General features: G+C 68.5%; 12 protein-coding genes. 8 read left to right on the top strand and 4 right to left on the bottom strand.

Annotation, left to right across the window (positions count from 1 at the left end; genetic code table 11):
• Positions 1-110 precede the first annotated feature (110 nt).
• The 4 genes from VGI12_09890 (at position 111) to VGI12_09905 (ending at position 3,711) form a co-directional block, all read left to right on the top strand.
• Complete coding sequence (locus VGI12_09890) at positions 111-1,673, top strand: ammonium transporter (GenBank protein ID HEY2432970.1); 1,563 nt, start codon at positions 111-113, stop codon at positions 1,671-1,673.
• 3 nt (positions 1,674-1,676) lie between these two features.
• Positions 1,677-2,186 (top strand): hypothetical protein, encoded by a 510-nt coding sequence (locus VGI12_09895; GenBank protein HEY2432971.1) that lies wholly within the window; start codon positions 1,677-1,679, stop codon positions 2,184-2,186.
• Positions 2,183-2,320, top strand: a complete 138-nt coding sequence (locus VGI12_09900) for a hypothetical protein (protein ID HEY2432972.1) — start codon at positions 2,183-2,185, stop codon at positions 2,318-2,320. Before VGI12_09895 ends, VGI12_09900 begins: the two co-directional genes overlap by 4 nt.
• Positions 2,321-2,487: 167 nt before the next feature.
• Positions 2,488-3,711, top strand: coding sequence for a porin (locus VGI12_09905; GenBank protein HEY2432973.1), 1,224 nt, complete (start codon positions 2,488-2,490; stop codon positions 3,709-3,711).
• 105 nt (positions 3,712-3,816) lie between these two features.
• On the opposite strand, the gene VGI12_09910 is transcribed toward VGI12_09905, so the two are convergent.
• The 4 genes from VGI12_09910 to VGI12_09925 all read right to left on the bottom strand — a co-directional run bounded on the left by VGI12_09910 (position 3,817) and on the right by VGI12_09925 (position 12,804).
• Complete coding sequence (locus VGI12_09910; GenBank protein ID HEY2432974.1) at positions 3,817-5,271, bottom strand: glutamate synthase subunit beta; 1,455 nt, start codon at positions 5,269-5,271, stop codon at positions 3,817-3,819.
• Positions 5,264-9,844 (bottom strand): glutamate synthase large subunit, encoded by a 4,581-nt coding sequence (gltB, locus tag VGI12_09915; protein ID HEY2432975.1) that lies wholly within the window; start codon positions 9,842-9,844, stop codon positions 5,264-5,266. Before gltB ends, VGI12_09910 begins: the two co-directional genes overlap by 8 nt.
• 135 nt (positions 9,845-9,979) lie before the next feature.
• Complete coding sequence (locus VGI12_09920) at positions 9,980-10,312, bottom strand: P-II family nitrogen regulator (protein ID HEY2432976.1); 333 nt, start codon at positions 10,310-10,312, stop codon at positions 9,980-9,982.
• Positions 10,309-12,804, bottom strand: coding sequence for an HD domain-containing protein (locus VGI12_09925; GenBank protein ID HEY2432977.1), 2,496 nt, complete (start codon positions 12,802-12,804; stop codon positions 10,309-10,311). Before VGI12_09925 ends, VGI12_09920 begins: the two co-directional genes overlap by 4 nt.
• Before the next feature lie 413 nt (positions 12,805-13,217).
• Here VGI12_09925 and VGI12_09930 point away from each other — a divergent pair, with 413 nt between their 5' ends.
• The 4 genes from VGI12_09930 to VGI12_09945 are packed head-to-tail and all read left to right on the top strand — an operon-like array spanning position 13,218 to position 16,925.
• Complete coding sequence (locus tag VGI12_09930; protein ID HEY2432978.1) at positions 13,218-14,096, top strand: sulfite exporter TauE/SafE family protein; 879 nt, start codon at positions 13,218-13,220, stop codon at positions 14,094-14,096.
• Positions 14,096-14,992: a sulfate adenylyltransferase subunit CysD gene (gene cysD / locus VGI12_09935; protein ID HEY2432979.1), complete on the top strand. Its 897-nt coding sequence runs from the start codon at positions 14,096-14,098 to the stop codon at positions 14,990-14,992. Before VGI12_09930 ends, cysD begins: the two co-directional genes overlap by 1 nt.
• Entirely contained in the window at positions 14,992-16,290 is a 1,299-nt protein-coding gene (locus tag VGI12_09940; GenBank protein ID HEY2432980.1) for a GTP-binding protein, read from the top strand. Before cysD ends, VGI12_09940 begins: the two co-directional genes overlap by 1 nt.
• Positions 16,287-16,925: a phosphoadenylyl-sulfate reductase gene (locus tag VGI12_09945; GenBank protein ID HEY2432981.1), complete on the top strand. Its 639-nt coding sequence runs from the start codon at positions 16,287-16,289 to the stop codon at positions 16,923-16,925. Before VGI12_09940 ends, VGI12_09945 begins: the two co-directional genes overlap by 4 nt.
• The last annotated feature ends 5 nt before the right edge of the window (positions 16,926-16,930 follow it).

Here is a 16,930-nt window from a genome sequence, read left to right on the forward strand (position 1 = left end):
GACCTGGCGCGCCGGCCCCGTGGCGTTCCCCTTGCTCCCCTCCCGGCGAGTGCGCCCGCCCGACGCGGTGGGCGTCCCGCATCCATACCTAGCGAGGAGAGGAACCGAGCATGAACAGACGCGCTGGCCTTATCTGTAGATTGGCGTTCGCCTTCGTGATGATGCTGGCGATCGTGCCGGCGGTCACGACCGAGACGGTGACGGCGCAGGCGCCGGCGGCTGGTGTGGGCGACCCGAGCGGCGCCAACACCGGGACGGCGAGCGACGTGACGGTGAAGGACGCCAAGAACCCGACGCTCGGCGAAGTCATGACCACGGTCGGGCACAACAAGATCTCGATCAATTTCGTCTGGACGCTGATCACCGGCTTCCTCGTCATGTTCATGCAGGCCGGGTTTGCGCTGGTCGAGACCGGTTTCACCCGCGCCAAGAACGCCGGCCACACCATGTCGATGAACTTCATGGTCTACGCCCTCGGCATGCTCGGCTACTGGGTTTGCGGCTTCGCGCTGCACATGGGAGGCGTCGGCGCGGTGGCGACGCTCGGCGGCACGCCGCCGCTCAATCACGAGGTGGCGATCACGCTCTTGGGCAAGTCGTTCGGCCTGTTCGGGCTGAAGGGCTTCTTCCTCTCCGGCTCGACCTACGACGTCGGCGTCTTCGCCCTGTTCCTCTTCCAGATGGTGTTCATGGACACGGCGGCGACGATTCCGACCGGCTCGATGGCCGAACGCTGGAAATTCTCGGCTTTCTGCGTGTTCGCCTTCTTCATGGGCGGATTCGTCTATCCGATCTACGCCAACTGGGTGTGGGGCGGCGGCTGGCTGTCGGCGCTGGGCACCAACTTCGGTCTCGGCCACGGCCACGTCGACTTCGCCGGATCCTCGGTCGTGCACATGGTCGGCGGCGTCGCCGCCCTGGCGGGGGCGATCGTCCTCGGTCCGCGCCTCGGCAAGTACGACGCGCAGGGCAAGCCGCGCGCGATGGCCGCGCATCACTTGCCGATGGCGATTCTCGGCACGTTCATCCTCGCCTTCGGCTGGTTCGGTTTCAATCCCGGCTCGACGCTTGCCGGCACCGACCTGCGCATCGCCGTCGTCGCCACCAACACCATGCTGGCGTCAGCGGGCGGCGCCTTCTCGGCGATGCTCTACATGTGGCTGGTCTACGGCAAGCCGGACCCCGGCATGCTGGTCAACGGCATGCTCGCCGGACTCGTGGCGATCACCGCGCCGTGCGCGTTTGTGACCGCCCCGGCCGCGGTGCTGATCGGGCTCATCTCGGGTGTGCTCGTCATCTGGGCGGCCTTCTTCATCGAGCGGACGCTCAAGATCGATGACCCGGTCGGCGCCATCGCCGTCCACGGCGTGAACGGCGCGTGGGGCGTGCTCTCGCTCGGCCTGTTCGCCGACGGTTCGTACGGCGACGGCTGGAACGGCGTCGCCGGGACGGTAACCGGTCTTTTCTACGGCGCGCCGAAGCAGTTCGTCGCCGAGTGCATCGGCGTGCTGGCGTGCGCGATCTGGGTCTTCGTCACCTTCTACATCTTCTTCAAGATCGTCGATGCCATCATCGGCAACCGCGTGCCGGCCGAGGTTGAACTCGCCGGCCTCGACATCCCCGAAATGGGCGTGCTCGCGTATCCCGAGTTCACGCTGAAGGCCGGGGAGTAGCCGATGTCGACGGCGCTGGCCCCGAGCCACACTTCAGTCGACCGCTGGGACCCGTCCGGGGTCCCGGCGTTTCCCTGGCGCGACCCGGCGACGATCCCGCGCACGGATCTCGTCGCCTACATCCGTGAGATGGAAATGGCGTGCGCCGAGAACCCGGCCTCGCCGGTGCTGTGGACGCGGCTCGGCATGGCCCACGCCGTGAACTTCGACGTCCCGAACTCCATGACGGCGCTGGCACGCGCCTGCGACACCGACCCGCTCAACTTCTGGGCGCGGTTGAAGCACGGCGAGCTGCACTACCGGCTGCGCACGCTGCAGACGGCGGAGGACGAAACGCTGGCGGCGCTGGCGCTCGCCGACAACCCGATCCAGCTCTCGATCGCGCGGCGTCAGCTCCGGGACATTCGCGCCACGGGCGTGCCGACGCGCCGAGGCCCCGGATCGATCCGCGGCCTCGCGGTCTTCCTCTCGGGGCTCAGCCTCTGCGCGTATCTCGCGCTGCATTGGGGATGACCTGGCGCTATTTCGCCGGCGCGTGCGTGCTCGCCGGTGGACTGCTCTTCAAGGCCGGCGCTCCCGTCCCTGCCATCCTGCTGGGGATGGCGGGCGCCGCCGGCTTTAACTGGTGGCGGCTGAGCCGCCACTGAACCTGACGACACTGCAAGACCGGACGAAACGCAATCCCGCGTTTCTCAGCAGTCGTCGTGTGTCTCGACACGCGCGCGGAGGCGGGACGCTCCGCATGGGCATATTCGTCAATTGGGGATGGCGGCCGCCACCAGCGCCGCTCGCCGATCTCGGGAGGTCAGTTCGCATGAGCAAGATCATGAGCATGATCACGAAACGCGTCGCGGCATCCGTGACGGGCACATCGCTGGCGACTGCAGCGGTAATGCTGCTGCTGGCGGGATCCGCGGCAGCGCAATCGCCGCCACCCCCGCCGCCGCCCGATCCGCAGGCCGACAAGCCGGCCGAGAATCCGACACTCGCGTTCTTCAAGAACACTGAGCTGTCGGGCTTCGTCGACACCTACTACGCCTATAACTTCAACAAGCCGGCGACACCGTGTGTAACGGTTGGCGGCGTCGCCGATTTCAACTGCCTGCACAACTTCGATGTCGCCCACAACTCCTTCAGCCTGAATATGGCCAAGCTGGCGCTCGAGAAAAAGCCGACGCCCGACAGCCGCGGCGGCTTCCGCGTCGACCTCGCCTATGGCCAGTCAGCTGCCATCATCGGCGGCTACGATACGGCCCCGGCCGCGGTGAACAGCACGATCGAGCAGGCCTATCTGAGCTACCTGGCTCCCACCAAGAAGGGATCGCTGCAGTTTGACTTCGGCAAGTTCGTCACGCCGGCCGGCGCCGAAGTCATCGAGACGAAAGACAACTGGAACTACTCGCGTTCGCTGCTGTTCTCGCTGGCCATCCCCTATTACCACGAAGGCGTGCGGATGAACTATTCGCCGAACGACAAGGTGACCGTCGGCGCCCAGTTGACCAACGGCTGGAACGACGTCGTCGACAACAACAGCGGGAAAACCGTCGCGTTCGTCGCGACCCTGAAACCAACGGCCAAGGTTTCCTGGAGTGTGAACTACCTCGTCGGCCCCGAACAGGCCATCGAGAGCAGTCCGACCAGGAATCTCTTCGACACGACGTTCTCGTTCACGGCCACGCCGAAGGTCAGCCTGATGCTGAACTACGACTACGGCTCGGACAAGATCAATGACAGCGGCGTCAGCTGGCAGGGCGTCGCCGGCTACGCGAAGCTCTCGCCCAACGCGTGGTTCTCGCTGGTGCCGCGCGTCGAGTTCCTCAAGGACGGCGACGGCTTCATGACCGGCACGTCGCAGAATCTCCAGGAGTTCACGCTGACGGCGGAGTTCAAACACAAGGACGGCGTGCTGATGCGGATCGAGTACCGCAACGATCACGCCGACACCGACTACTTCATCAAGGAGACCGACGAGAAAGTCAGGAACCAGAGCGTCTTCACGATCGGCTGGGTCTACGCCTTCAGCTCGAAGACCCCCTAGCGCGGAACACCGCGGCCGGCGCCTGATCCTCCGCACGAGACCTGCTGCGGGATCCGGCCCGGCCGCCCTATGATCACGCGCCGACGTAACGCGGCTGACGGCGCCTCAGGCGCCGGGCAACGGGGCCGGCAGATCGGATTCGCCCATCAGGAACAGATCGACGCCGCGGGCGCAGCTTCGACCCTCGGCGATCGCCCAGACGATGAGCGACTGGCCGCGCTGCATGTCGCCGGCGGTGAACACGCCGGGCACGCTGGTCATCCAGTCGCTATCGCGCCACACCGTGCCGCGATCGGTCAGCCGCAGCCCGAACTGCTGCACCGGACCGGCCGTCTCGGGACCGGTGAAGCCCATCGCCAGCAGGACCAGATCCGCCGGCACCTCGAACGCCGATGCGGCGACCGGCGCGAACACGGTGCGGCCGGCCACGATCGACGGCTCGACCCGTACGCCGCGCAGCGCCTTCACCCGGCCCTGCCCGTCGTCGACGAAGCACTCGGTCGACACGGCGAAGAGGCGCTCGCCCCCCTCTTCGTGCGCGCTCGACACGCGGAAGATGCGCGGCCACTCGGGCCACGGATTGTCGGCGGCCCGCTCGTCGGGCGGCCGCGGCATGAGTTCGATCTGGACGACGGCCGCCGCTCCCTGGCGGTGTGCCGTGCCCAGGCAGTCGGCGCCGGTGTCGCCGCCGCCGATGATCACGACGCGTTTGCCTGCCGCCGTGATCTCCCCTTCCGCCGGGACGCCGTCTCCCTCGCAGCGGCGGTTCTGCTGCGTGAGATAGTCCATCGCGAAGTGAACGCCCTGCAGCTCACGTCCCGGCACGCGCAGATCGCGGGGCAGCGTCGCGCCGCCGGCCAGCACGATCGCATCGAAATCGGCGCGCAGGTCCTCCGACGCGATGTCGGTGCCAACCGCGCAGCGCGTTCGAAAGCGGATGCCCTCGTCGGCCATCAGCGCGATCCGGCGATCGAGCAGCCGCTTCTCCAGCTTGAACTCGGGAATGCCGTAGCGCAGCAGGCCGCCGATCCGATCGGCCCGCTCGAACACCGTCACGGTGTGCCCCGCGCGATTGAGCTGATCGGCCGCCGCCAGGCCCGCCGGACCCGAGCCGACCACGGCCACCTGCTTGCCCGTGCGCCAGGCCGGCGGTCGCGCCACGATCCAGCCTTCGCTGAAGGCGCGGTCGATGATCGCCACCTCGGTCGCCTTGATCGTGACCGGGGTGTCGCTGATCCCCAGCACGCACGAGGCCTCGCACGGCGCCGGACAGAGGCGGCCGGTGAACTCCGGAAAATTGTTGGTGTCGTGGAGCTGGTCGATCGCGGCCTGCCAGCGATCGCGATAAACCAGGTCGTTCCAGCTGGGGATGAGATTGCCGAGCGGACAGCCCTGGTGGCAGAAGGGAATGCCGCAGTCCATGCAGCGCGAGGCCTGGCCGCGCAGCACGCGATCCTCGTGGGGCAGGTAGACCTCGCGCCAGTCGTGCAACCGCTCGGCGACGGGGCGCGATGGCTGCTTCTGACGGGCGATCTCGAGAAAGCCGGTGGGCTTACCCATGGGCCACCTGCGCCAGCGGCGCGGCGGCGGACGCCACCGCCACCGCATCGGCGGCGGCGCGGAGCGCCCGCTGATAGTCGACCGGCATCACCCTGACGAACGCGCCGAGCGAGGCCGGCCAATCGAGGAGCAGCCGCGTCGCCACGGTGCTGCCGGTGGCGGCGACATGCCGCCGCAACAGCGAGGCGAGCTCTTCCCCTTCGTCGTCCGGCGCAATGGTCTGCAGTTCGACGAGCTCGGTGTTGCAGCGCGACGCGAAGGCGCCGTCGCCGTCGAACACGTAGGCAATGCCGCCGCTCATGCCGGCGGCGAAGTTGCGGCCGGTATGTCCCAGCACTGCGACGCGGCCGCCGGTCATGTACTCGCAGCCGTGATCCCCGACCCCTTCGACGACAGCGCTGGCGCCGCTGTTGCGGACCGCGAAGCGTTCGCCGGCCACGCCGCGAATGAAGGCGTCGCCACTCGTCGCACCGTAGAGCGCGACGTTGCCGATGATGACGTTGTTCTCGGGGGCAAAGCCGGCGCCGCGCGGCGCCACGACCACGATGCGTCCACCCGACAGCCCTTTGCCGACGTAGTCGTTGGCGTCCCCTTCGAGCCGCAGCGTGATGCCGCGCGGCACGAACGCGCCGAAGCTCTGCCCCGCCGAACCCGTGCAGGCGATGCTGATCGTGTCGTCGGGCAGCCCCTCGCCGCCCCAGCGCCGCGTCACTTCCGATCCCAGCATCGTCCCGACGGCGCGGTCGACGTTGCGCACCGTCCGCACGATCGTCACCGGTGTCCGCGCGGCGATCGCCTCGCCGCACTCGGCGATCAGGCCGCGGTCGAACGCCCGCTCGAGGCCGTGATCCTGGGCTTCGACGCGCCGCCGCGGTCCAGGCGCGAACGGCTCCTTGAGCATCGGGCTGTAGTCGAGACCGCGCGCCTTCCAGTGCTCGATCGCCGGGCGCAGGTTCAGGCGATCGACCATGCCGATCATCTCGTCCATCGTGCGGAAGCCGAGCAGCGCCATGTACTCGCGAACTTCTTCGGCGATGAAGCGGAAGAAGTTGACGACGAACTCCGGCTTGCCGGTAAAGCGCGCGCGCAGCGCCGGGTCCTGCGTCGCGATGCCGACCGGGCAGGTGTTGAGATGGCAGACGCGCATCATCACGCAGCCCGAGACGACCAGCGGCGCGGTGGCGAAGCCGAACTCTTCGGCGCCGAGGAGCGCCGCGACGACGACGTCGCGGCCGGTCTTCAGCTGACCGTCGGTCTGCACGACGATGCGGCCGCGCAGGCCGTTCATACGCAGCACCTGCTGCGTTTCGGCCAGCCCCAGTTCCCACGGGATGCCGGCGTGCTTGATGCTGGTCAGCGGCGCAGCGCCGGTGCCCCCGTCGTGGCCGGAGATGAGTACGACGTCGGCGTGCGCCTTGGCCACGCCGGCGGCGATGGTGCCGACGCCGGCGACCGCGACCAGCTTGACCGAGATGCGCGCCCGCGGGTTGGCGTTCTTCAGGTCGTAGATGAGCTGCGCGAGATCCTCGATCGAGTAGATGTCGTGGTGCGGCGGCGGTGAGATCAGCCCCACTCCTGGCGTCGCATAGCGGACCTTGGCGATCCACGGATAGACCTTGAACCCGGGCAGCTGGCCCCCCTCGCCGGGCTTGGCCCCCTGCGCCATCTTGATCTGGATTTCGTCGGCGTTGACCAGGTATTCGCTGGTCACGCCGAAGCGCCCCGAGGCGACCTGCTTCACGGCGCTGCGGCGCCAGTCGCCGTTGGCGTCGCGGCGATAGCGGCCCGGGTCTTCGCCTCCTTCGCCGGTGTTGGATCTGGCGCCGAGGCGGTTCATCGCGATCGCCAGCGTCGTGTGCGCTTCCTCGCTGATCGATCCGTAGGACATGGCGCCGGTGGCGAAGCGCGTCACGATCTGATCGACCGGCTCGATTTCATCGATCGGGATCGGCGCCGTCGAGGGGCGCAGATCGAGCAGCCCCCGCAGTGTTGCCAGCCGCCGCGACTGATCGTCGACCGACCTGGTGTACTGCTTGAAGACCTCGTACTGCCCGCTGCGCGTGGCATGCTGCAGTCGGAACACCGTCTCGGGCGAGAACAGGTGGTACTCGGCGTTGCGCCGCCACTGGTACTCGCCGCCCACGGTCGGCCCTGCGGCGTCGCGCCCGCGCGGCGCGAAGGCGCGGCGGTGCCGCTGCAGCACCTCCATCGCGATCTCGTCGATGCCGACGCCGCCGATGCGCGAGGAGGTGCCGGTGAAATATTTGGCGACGACGCGAATGTCGATGCCGACGGCCTCGAAGATCTGCGCGCCGCAATAGCTCTGCAGCGTCGAGATCCCCATCTTCGACATCACCTTGAGGATGCCCTTGTTGAGGGCGTGCACGTACTTGGCGACCGCCTCGTCGTCGGTGACGTGGGTCAGGAGTCCCTGCTCGATCAGGTCGGAGATCGACTCGAACGCCAGATAGGGGTTGACGGCGCCGGCGCCGTAGCCGAGCAGCAGCGCGCAGTGGTGCACTTCGCGCGCGTCGCCGGACTCGACGACCAGGCCGCAGCGCGTGCGCGTGCCCTTGCGCACCAGATGATGGTGGACGGCGGCGGTCGCCAGCAGGCTCGGAATCGGCGCCATGTGCCGATCCGTCGAGCGGTCCGAGAGGATGACGATCGTGTAACCGGCCTCGACCGCATCGGAGGCGCGCTGCTTCACGTCCTCGAGCGCCCGCTCCAGCCCGATCCCCTTGCGCGATGGATCGAACAAGGTCGAGATCGTCGTCGAGCGGAATGCCGGCAGGTAGACGTGGCGCAGCCGCGCCAGCTGCGCGTTGTCGATGACCGGGTAGGCGATCTTGATCTGGCGGCACGACTCCGGCCGCGGCTCGAGCAGGTTCCCCTCGGGGCCGACCGTCGATCCCATCATCGTCACCAGCCGCTCGCGGATGGCATCGAGCGGCGGGTTGGTCACCTGCGCGAAGGTCTGCTTGAAGTAGTCGAACAGGACGTGTGGACGGTCGGAGAGCACGGCCAGCGCGGAATCGGTGCCCATCGACCCGACCGGCTCCTCGCCGGTCGTCGCCATCGGCGTCAGCAGCAGCCGCAAGTCCTCGTCGGTGTAGCCGAACAGGCGCTGGCGCCGGATGACGTGCTCGTGCTCGACGCGCGGGAGGTAGGGCGGCTCGGGTAGATCGTCGATGTCGACCAGGTTCTCGCGCAGCCAGTCGGCGTAGGGATGGGCCGCGGCCAGCTCCTGCTTGATCTCGTCGTCGGAGACGATGCGCCCCTGCGCGGTGTCGACAAGGAAGATACGGCCGGGGCGCAGCCGATCCTTGATCACGATGTCCTCGGGCGCCAGGTCGAGCACGCCCGCTTCCGAGGCGGCGACGACCACGCCGTCGCGCGTCACCGAATAGCGCAGCGGCCGCAGGCCGTTGCGATCGAGCACCGCGCCGACCAGCGTGCCGTCGGTGAAGCAGATCGCCGCCGGGCCGTCCCACGGCTCCATCAGCGCCGAGTGGTACTCGTAGAAGGCCTTCAGCGCCGGGTCCATCGTCTCGTGGCCGGCCCACGGCTCCGGAATCATCATCAGCAGCGCGTGCGGCAGCGAACGTCCGGCCATGACCAGCAGCTCGAGCACGTTGTCGAAGGTCGCCGTGTCGCTGCCGCCCTCGCGGATCACCGGTAGCAGCTTCCCCAGGTCCTCGGGAAGCGGGCCGAAGAGCGGCGACCGCAGCAGCCCCTCGCGCGCCTTCATCCAGTTGACGTTGCCGCGCAGCGTGTTGATCTCGCCGTTGTGCGCAATCAGGCGATAGGGATGCGCCAGCGGCCACGACGGGAAAGTGTTGGTGCTGAAGCGCTGATGGACGAGCGCGAGCGCCGATTCCATGTCGGGATCGGCCAGGTCGGGAAAGGTCGGCTGAATCTGCGCCGCCGTCAGCATGCCCTTGTAGATCAGCGTGCGCGACGACAGGCTCGCGATGTAGAACCGCTGTCGATCCGTTTCCGACAGCGCGTCCACGGCGGCCTCGGCCCGCCTGCGAATCACGTAGAGGCGCCGCTCGAACGCAATCGGATCGCGCTCGAGCGCGCTGCCGATCTCGTCCGACGCGCCGATCAGGACCTGCTGAAACACGGGACGGGACGCAACCGCCGACGGCCCGAGGTGGCTGTCCTCGACCGGCACGTGGCGCCAGCCGAGGAGCGTCTGCCCTTCCTCAGCCACGACGCGCTCGACGGCGGCGCGCACCCGGGCGCGCGCGCTGTGGTCGGTCGGCAGGAAGACCATGCCGACGCCGTAGCGGCCGGCATCGGGCAGCGTGACGCTACCGGCGAGCGCCTTGCGCAGGAACCGGTCCGGAATCTGAATCAGGATGCCGGCGCCGTCGCCGGTGTTCGACTCGCAGCCACAGGCGCCGCGGTGCTGAAGGTTGATGAGCACCTCGAGGCCGCGCGCGATCACCGAGTGCGAGCGGCGGCCGGCGATGTCGACGACGAAGCCGACGCCGCACGCGTCGTGCTCGAACGCCGGATCGTAAAGACCGATGCGCTGCGGAGGGTCGACGTCGTGCAAGCCCACGCCGCCGTTATCGCACCCTCGCGCCCATTAGCAAAATAGAAAGATCACATCAAACCCATTCCCTGGCGATATGGCTAAGTGGGTTTATCAGACATAAATGTCGATCCAGGCATAGCCATCGACATTTGTGTTGAGTCAGACCACTTCCTCCTCCCCGGTGCGGATGCGGTACGCGCGCTCGACCGGCAGCACGAAGACGCGGCCATCGCCGATCTCGCCGGTCCGCGCCGCCGTGACGATGGCGCGAATGGCTTCTTCAGCGATGTTGTTGGTCACCACGACCTCGATTTGCATCTTCGGCAGCAGGCTGACGTTGTATTCCTTGCCGCGGTAGATCGCGGTATGCCCCTTCTGCTTGCCGTGGCCGCGGACCTCGGTCACCGTCATCCCCGAGATGTTCAGGTTGGCCAGGGCATCCTTGACCTCGTCGACCTTGCTCGGCCGGATGATGGCCTTCAGCAGCTTCATTCGTTGTCCTCCAGCGTGCGTTGCAGAAACGACTTCAGGGCTTCCTGCTCGGCGGACGTCAGCTTGGCGCCGCGCCGGGTCAGGTGAAACACGTCGATCGCCGTGTGCCCCTCTGTGGAAATCAGGACGAGATCGATCTCGCAGCCCTGTTCCGAGATGGCACGGCTGATACGGTACAGCAGCCCGAAGTCGTCGGGGAGGACAATCTCGAGGACGGAATACTTGCGCGACACGGTGCCGTCGATGCGGACGATGGGATCGACGCGGGGAAGCGGCCGCCGGCGCAGGCCGCGCAGGCGCCCGCGTAGGCGGTCGGCGACGTTGGACCTGCCGGCCACGACCTCCTCGAGCGCGTGCAGGACCGCTTCCGAAGCGCCGGGGTTCAGCGCCAGGAAGCGCTCGGCGTCGGCAAACTGGAAGACGTCGAGCACCAGTCCGTTGGGGTTGGTCATGGCATGGCCGCGCAGGATGTCCATGCCGAACGACGACAGCACGCCGCAGATGTTGGCGAACAGCATCGGCTTGTCGAGGGTGACCACGGTCAGCTCCCACGCCGTCTCGGCGCGCACCAGCCGCAGGTGCACTTCGTCGGGATGGATGTCGCGCGCCAGCTGCACGTGCTCGTAGACGGCGCGCCGATCGAAAAGCTGCAGGTAGCGTTTGGGCAGTCCTTCGAGAAACGCCGCGATCTCCCCGGCTTCGAGATCCGGCGGACGGCGCTCGACGCACGCGGCGACCATGCTCTGGGTGCGCTCGATCAGGTCGTCGCCGTACTGCAGCGTCAGCGTGTTGTAGGTGTCGACGTAGAGCCGCCACAACAGCTCTTCTTTCCAGGGGGTGAGCGTCTCGGGGCTGACCGCGTCGACGTCGGCCAGCGTCATCAGGCACAGCAGCTTGAGGCGCTCCTCGCTGCCGACGAGCGCGGCGAACTCGCGGACTATTTCCGGATCCTCGGTGTCGCGGCGGAAGGCGACCTGCGACATGCGCAGGTGATGGCGGATGAGGAACAGCACCGTCTCGGTCGCCCGCGGCGACAGCTGCAGCTGGTCGAGCAGCCCCTCGGCCATGCGCACGCTCTCGACGGCGTGGTCTTCGTCGCGCCACTTGCCGACGTCGTGCAGCAGCAGCGACAGGACGAGCTGCTCGGGCGCGTCGAGCTCGCGCAGCAGCCCCGAGAAGCGCGGGCGCGCCTCGGGGTGCGAGACGAGCCGCTCGATGTTGCGGATCGTCTGAAGCGTGTGCTCGTCGACGGTGTACTTGTGGTAGAAATCGCGGAATACGCGGCAGGTCACCCCGCGGAACGGCGGAATCATCCGCTCCAGCAGGCCGCAGTCGTGCATCTCGGACAGGCGGGCGTAGAGTCCGGCGCGCGGTGCCAGAAACGCCAACAGCGCGGTGGCGCGCTCGGCGGTGGGAAAGAGGCCGGCGAAGGACACGCCGTCGGCGTGGCGGCGAATGCAGTCCAGAGTCTCGTCGGCGACGGCCACGCCGGCGTCGATCGCCGCCTGGAACGCGCTCAGCCAGACGTCGGGCTGGCGGCCGGCGCGCGCCTCGTCGATGAAGCGCACGCCATCGGCCGTACGTCCGAGATTGACGCCGACCGGCGCCGGCGCGGTGCGGCGGACCCGATCGAGCGTACGGGCGACGCCTCGCGCGTGGCTGAAGTAGTCGGCCATCAGCGACTCAACCTGCTGGCGCGGCGACTGTCCCGGATAACCGAGCTCGCCGGCAATTTTTTCCTGCAGCTCGTGGCTGAGCACGTTGTCGTTGCGGCGGCGCTCGAGATGCAGCAGCGCGCGGATCCGCAACAGGAAGTTCTCCGCCCGGTCGAGCCGCGCGGCGTCGTCCTCGTTGCGCCGCAGCAGCGAGGGATCGCAGGCTTCGGCGATGGTGCGCACGGCGGAGATGTCGCGCAGGCCGCCTGGGGACTCCTTCACATCGGGCTCGAGCTGATAGAGCGTGTGCGCGAACTGGGCGTGGCGCGTCTCCATCAGCTCGGACAGGGCGGCGAGGACGCGGGCGCGGGTGCGCGGCCGGTCCCAGGCCTCGCGCAGGCGGCGGCAGAGCGCCGCATCGCCGGCGGCGTGGCGCGCGTCACAGACGGCGAGCAGGAACTCCGGATTGTCGTCTTCGAGCGCCGCCAGCTCGCCCGCCTCGCGGATCTGGTGGCCGACGACGAGGCCGGCATCCCAGAGCGGGTGCAGCAGGTCGCGCAGGAACCGTTCTTCGGCCGCGCCGATCGCGCCGCCGAACAGCACCAGCAGATCGATGTCGGAGTACGGGCAGAGATGATGGCGGCCGTAGCCGCCGAGGGCAATGAGCGCGACCGAGAGCGCGTCGCCGTTGGCCGCCGCGTACAGGCGCTGGATCTCACGATCGACCGCGGCAGCGTATCTGCGCAGCACCGACGCGCCACCGTCGCCCGCGATGATGTCGCGGCCGAGCGTGCGCCGTGCGTCTTCGAGAGCCGCCGCCACGGCATTACCGTACATCGAATTGCTGCCCGACTCGGGTCATACACCCTCCCGCGGACGGTGTTGCAAACCGCCCGCCCGCGCCGACGCCGCCATGCGGCGGATGGCGGCCACTGCCTGTCGACGGAAATGTCGATCTCGGTAAAATGATCGACAGGAATGTCTGACCGATGCGTCCCCGCCGCCGACCGGGGCGCGGCTCCCCACGCGACTCCGCGCCGACTGTGCTAAGGTGTCTGACAGACTCGAATGACGACCCTCTTCACCTGTTGTCGCCCGTTCACCAGCGCCTGCGCGTGTTGTTGCGCATGTACGGTGCCGGCGACCCGCAGGTGAGAGGCCTTCCAACGCGCTAACTTCCCGACAGCTTCTCTCCAGGGATCGCCCGGCACACCCGAGGCGCTACTGGTTCCGTGTTCAGGGAGAAGCTCATGCCGCCGCATCTTGCGCAGTTCGCCGTCATCACACTGATCGCCGCGATCGTCAACGGCGCGCTCGGCTACGGCTTCTCGTCGATCACGGTGCCGCTCGCGCTGCTCTTCACGACGAGCCGCGTGCTCAATCCGGCGCTGGTGATCGTCGAGCTCGTGCTGAACGGCTACGTGCTGTTCGTGAACCGGGCGGCGCTGCCCGACGTGCGCCGGCGCATGACGCCCATCGTCGTCGGCCTCGTCCCGGGAATCCTCGTGGGGACGCTGCTGGTAGCGCTCGTCCGGCCCGACTGGTTGAAGCTCTGGACCTTTGGCGTGCTGCTGCCGCTCATCCTCCTGCAGGCGGCGGGAGTACGGCGGCCGATCCGGGCCGAACGGAGGTGGGGGGCGCCGCTCGGGGCGGGCGTCGGCGCGCTCTACGCGTTGACGACGATCTCCGGTCCGCCGCTCGCCTTGTTCCTCAACAACCAGGGGCTGGCGAAACGAGAGTTCCGCGCCTCGCTGGCCTTCGTGCGGGTCGCCGAAGCGGCATTCACGGCGGCGGCCTATGCCGCTGCCGGGCTGTTCACGCGGGAAGCGCTGGCGCTGGCGCCGGCGATGGTGCCGAGCCTGCTGGTCGGCGTGCCGCTCGGCGCCTGGATCATCCGCCGCGTCGACGCCGAATCGTTCCGGCGGATCTGTATGAGCGTCGATGCGTGGATCGTCGGCTTCGGCGCGTCAGTGCTGCTGCGGGTGCTGCACGTGGTGGATGGGCCGCAGGCCTACGCCGTGCTCGCGGTGGTCGCCGCGGCCGACGCGATCCTGCTCTACCGGTTTTTCTCGCGGCAGCGGCAGACGCCGTCGGCCCTGGCGCCGACGCTGTCGCACGGGGAGGCGTGATGTCGAGTCACCTGCGCACACTCGAGGCTGACAGCCTCCACATCATGCGTGAGGTCGCGGCGGAGTTCGCCCGGCCGGTGATGCTCTACTCCATCGGCAAGGATTCGTCCGTGCTGCTGCGGCTGGCGCAGAAGGCGTTCCACCCGGGGCCGATTCCCTTCCCTCTCCTCCACATCGACACCACCTACAAGTTCCGGGAGATGATCGAGTTCCGCGACCGGCAGGCGGCAGCGGTCGGGGCCCGGCTGATCGTGCACACCAACACGGCGGCGATCGCCGACGGCACCCAGCCGCACGCCGTCGGCACGCAGCGGTGCTGCGCGCTGCTCAAGACGAAGGCCCTGCTCGACGCGCTGCAGGCCGGCGGCTTCGACGCGGCGTTTGGCGGCGCCCGCCGCGACGAAGAGCGGTCGCGCGCCAAGGAGCGGGTCTTCTCGCTCAGGGATCCTCTCGGCCAGTGGGATCCCAAGCGGCAGCGTCCGGAACTCTGGCGCCTGCTCAACAGCCGCCTCAACCCCGGCGAGAGCGTCCGCGTCTTCCCGCTCTCGAACTGGACCGAACTCGACGTCTGGCACTACATCGACGCGGAACGCATTCCCGTCGTGCCGCTCTACTTCGCCAGGGAACGCGAGGTCCTCGTCCGCGGCGAGAGCCTGCTCGTGCCGGAACAACCCTTCGTGCCGCGGCTGCCCGGCGAACAGACCGAGCGCGTCGTCTGCCGCATGCGCTCGCTCGGATGCTCTCCCTGCACGGGCGCAATCCGCTCGACCGCCACGACGATTCCCGAGATCGTCGAAGAACTGCTGGCGGTGCGCCAGTCGGAGCGTCAGCTGCGGATCATCGATCACGACCAGGACGGATCCATGGAAATGAAGAAGCGGGAGGGCTACTTCTGATGTCGGGACTGCTGCGCATCTGCACGGCGGGAAGCGTCGACGACGGCAAGAGCACGCTGATCGGCCGGCTGCTCTACGACTCGCGAAGCGTCTACGAGGACCAGGTGACCTCGGTCCGCGCCGCGTCCCGCAACCGCACGGCTGGGCCGCTCGACTTCTCGCTGTTCACCGACGGCCTGCGCGCCGAGCGTGAGCAGGGGATCACGATCGACGTTGCCTACCGTTATTTCGCGACCGCTCGGCGCAGCTTCATCCTCGCCGATACGCCTGGACACGAGCAGTACACGCGCAACATGGCCACCGGCGCGTCGACCGCCGACGTGGCGGTGCTGCTGGTGGACGCGCGGCACGGCGTGCGGCCGCAGACCGATCGCCATGCGCGAATTGCGCGGCTGCTCGGGATCTCGACCTTCGTGGTGGCGGTAAACAAGATGGATCTGGTCGGCTTCGACGAGCGGGTGTTCGCCGGAATTCACGAGAGCCTTCCCGCCGTGCTCGACGGCGCGCGCGTCCAGTCGATTCCGATCAGCGCGCTCGACGGCGACAACGTCATCAGCAACAGCGCCCGCACGCCGTGGTACGGCGGCCCGGCACTGCTGCCGTTTCTCGAACAGGCCGACGCCGGCGCCGCCGACCCGGCCGCGCCATTCCGCTTCCCGGTGCAGCTCGTCATCCGCCCCGATCACGACTTCCGCGGCTACGCCGGACAGATCGCGTCGGGCCGGATCGCGGTCGGCGACCCGGTGACGGTCTGGCCATCGGGCCGCACGACCATCGTCTCGCGCATCGTGACGTGGGACGGCGATCTGCCGGCCGCCTCGGCGCCGATGTCGGTGACCCTGACGCTCGCCGACGAACTCGACGTCAGCCGCGGCGACACCCTCGCGGAGGGCACCGTCCACGTCGGGCAGCGATTCAGCGCGAACATGGTCTGGATGGACGAGCGGCCGCTGCAGCCCGGCCGCCCCTACGTGCTGAAGCACGGCACGCGCACCGTGACCGCCGACGCCGACGCACCGCTGGCGCTGAACCAGATCGGCGTCGTGGGGCTGACGACCGGCCGCCCGCTCGTGTTCGAGCCGTATGCGACCAACCGCACGACCGGCAGCTTCATCCTGATCGATCCGGCGACGAACTTCACCGCCGGCGCCGGCATGATCGTCGAGGCGCTGCCGGCACGGGCCGCAGCGGTCGCCGGCGGAGCCGCTGAGCGGCTCGCCGCGGCCGCCCGGCACGCGGGATCGGAAGCCGACGCCATCGCCGCGGTGCGAGCCGTACTCGAGGAGGTCCTGGTATGAACGTCGACGCCACGCTGGAACTCGTTGCCGCCGAGGTCGATCGCGCCGCCGCGCCGTGTGTGACGGCGAGCTTCCAGGCCGAGTGCGTGGTCCTGGTGCACATGCTGCGCGCGCGCCGGCCACGGATCCCGGTCCTGTTCCTCGACACCGCGCACCATTTCGCCGCGACGTTGCGCTATCGCGACGAGATCGCGGCGGCGTGGGATCTGAATCTCGTGACGTTGGCGGCCGCGGAGCCGTCGCCGGGCCTCTGGCGCGAAAGCACCCAGGCCTGCTGCGGACGCCACAAGGTCGGACCGCTCTTCGCGGCGCTCGCGGCCCACGACACCTGGTTCACCGGGCTTCGCCGCGACCAGTCGCCGTCACGCGCCGGGCTCGCAGAGGTCGAGCCGTTCGCGCTGGCCGACGGCACCGCGCTGCGGAAAGTCAGCCCGCTGGCGCGGTGGACGACCAGCGAGGTGTGGCAGTACGCCAGACAGCACGCGATTCCGCTGCTGCCGCTCTACGACCTGGGCTACACCAGCGTCGGGTGCGAACCCTGCACGACGCTGCCGCTCGATCTCGAGAACGAGCGATCCGGCCGCTGGGGCGGCCAGAAGCTCGAGTGCGGCATCCACATCCAGCCCGCGAGCTGATTTCG

The organism is Vicinamibacterales bacterium, assembly GCA_036496585.1.
Lineage (GTDB): Bacteria > Acidobacteriota > Vicinamibacteria > Vicinamibacterales > 2-12-FULL-66-21 > JAICSD01.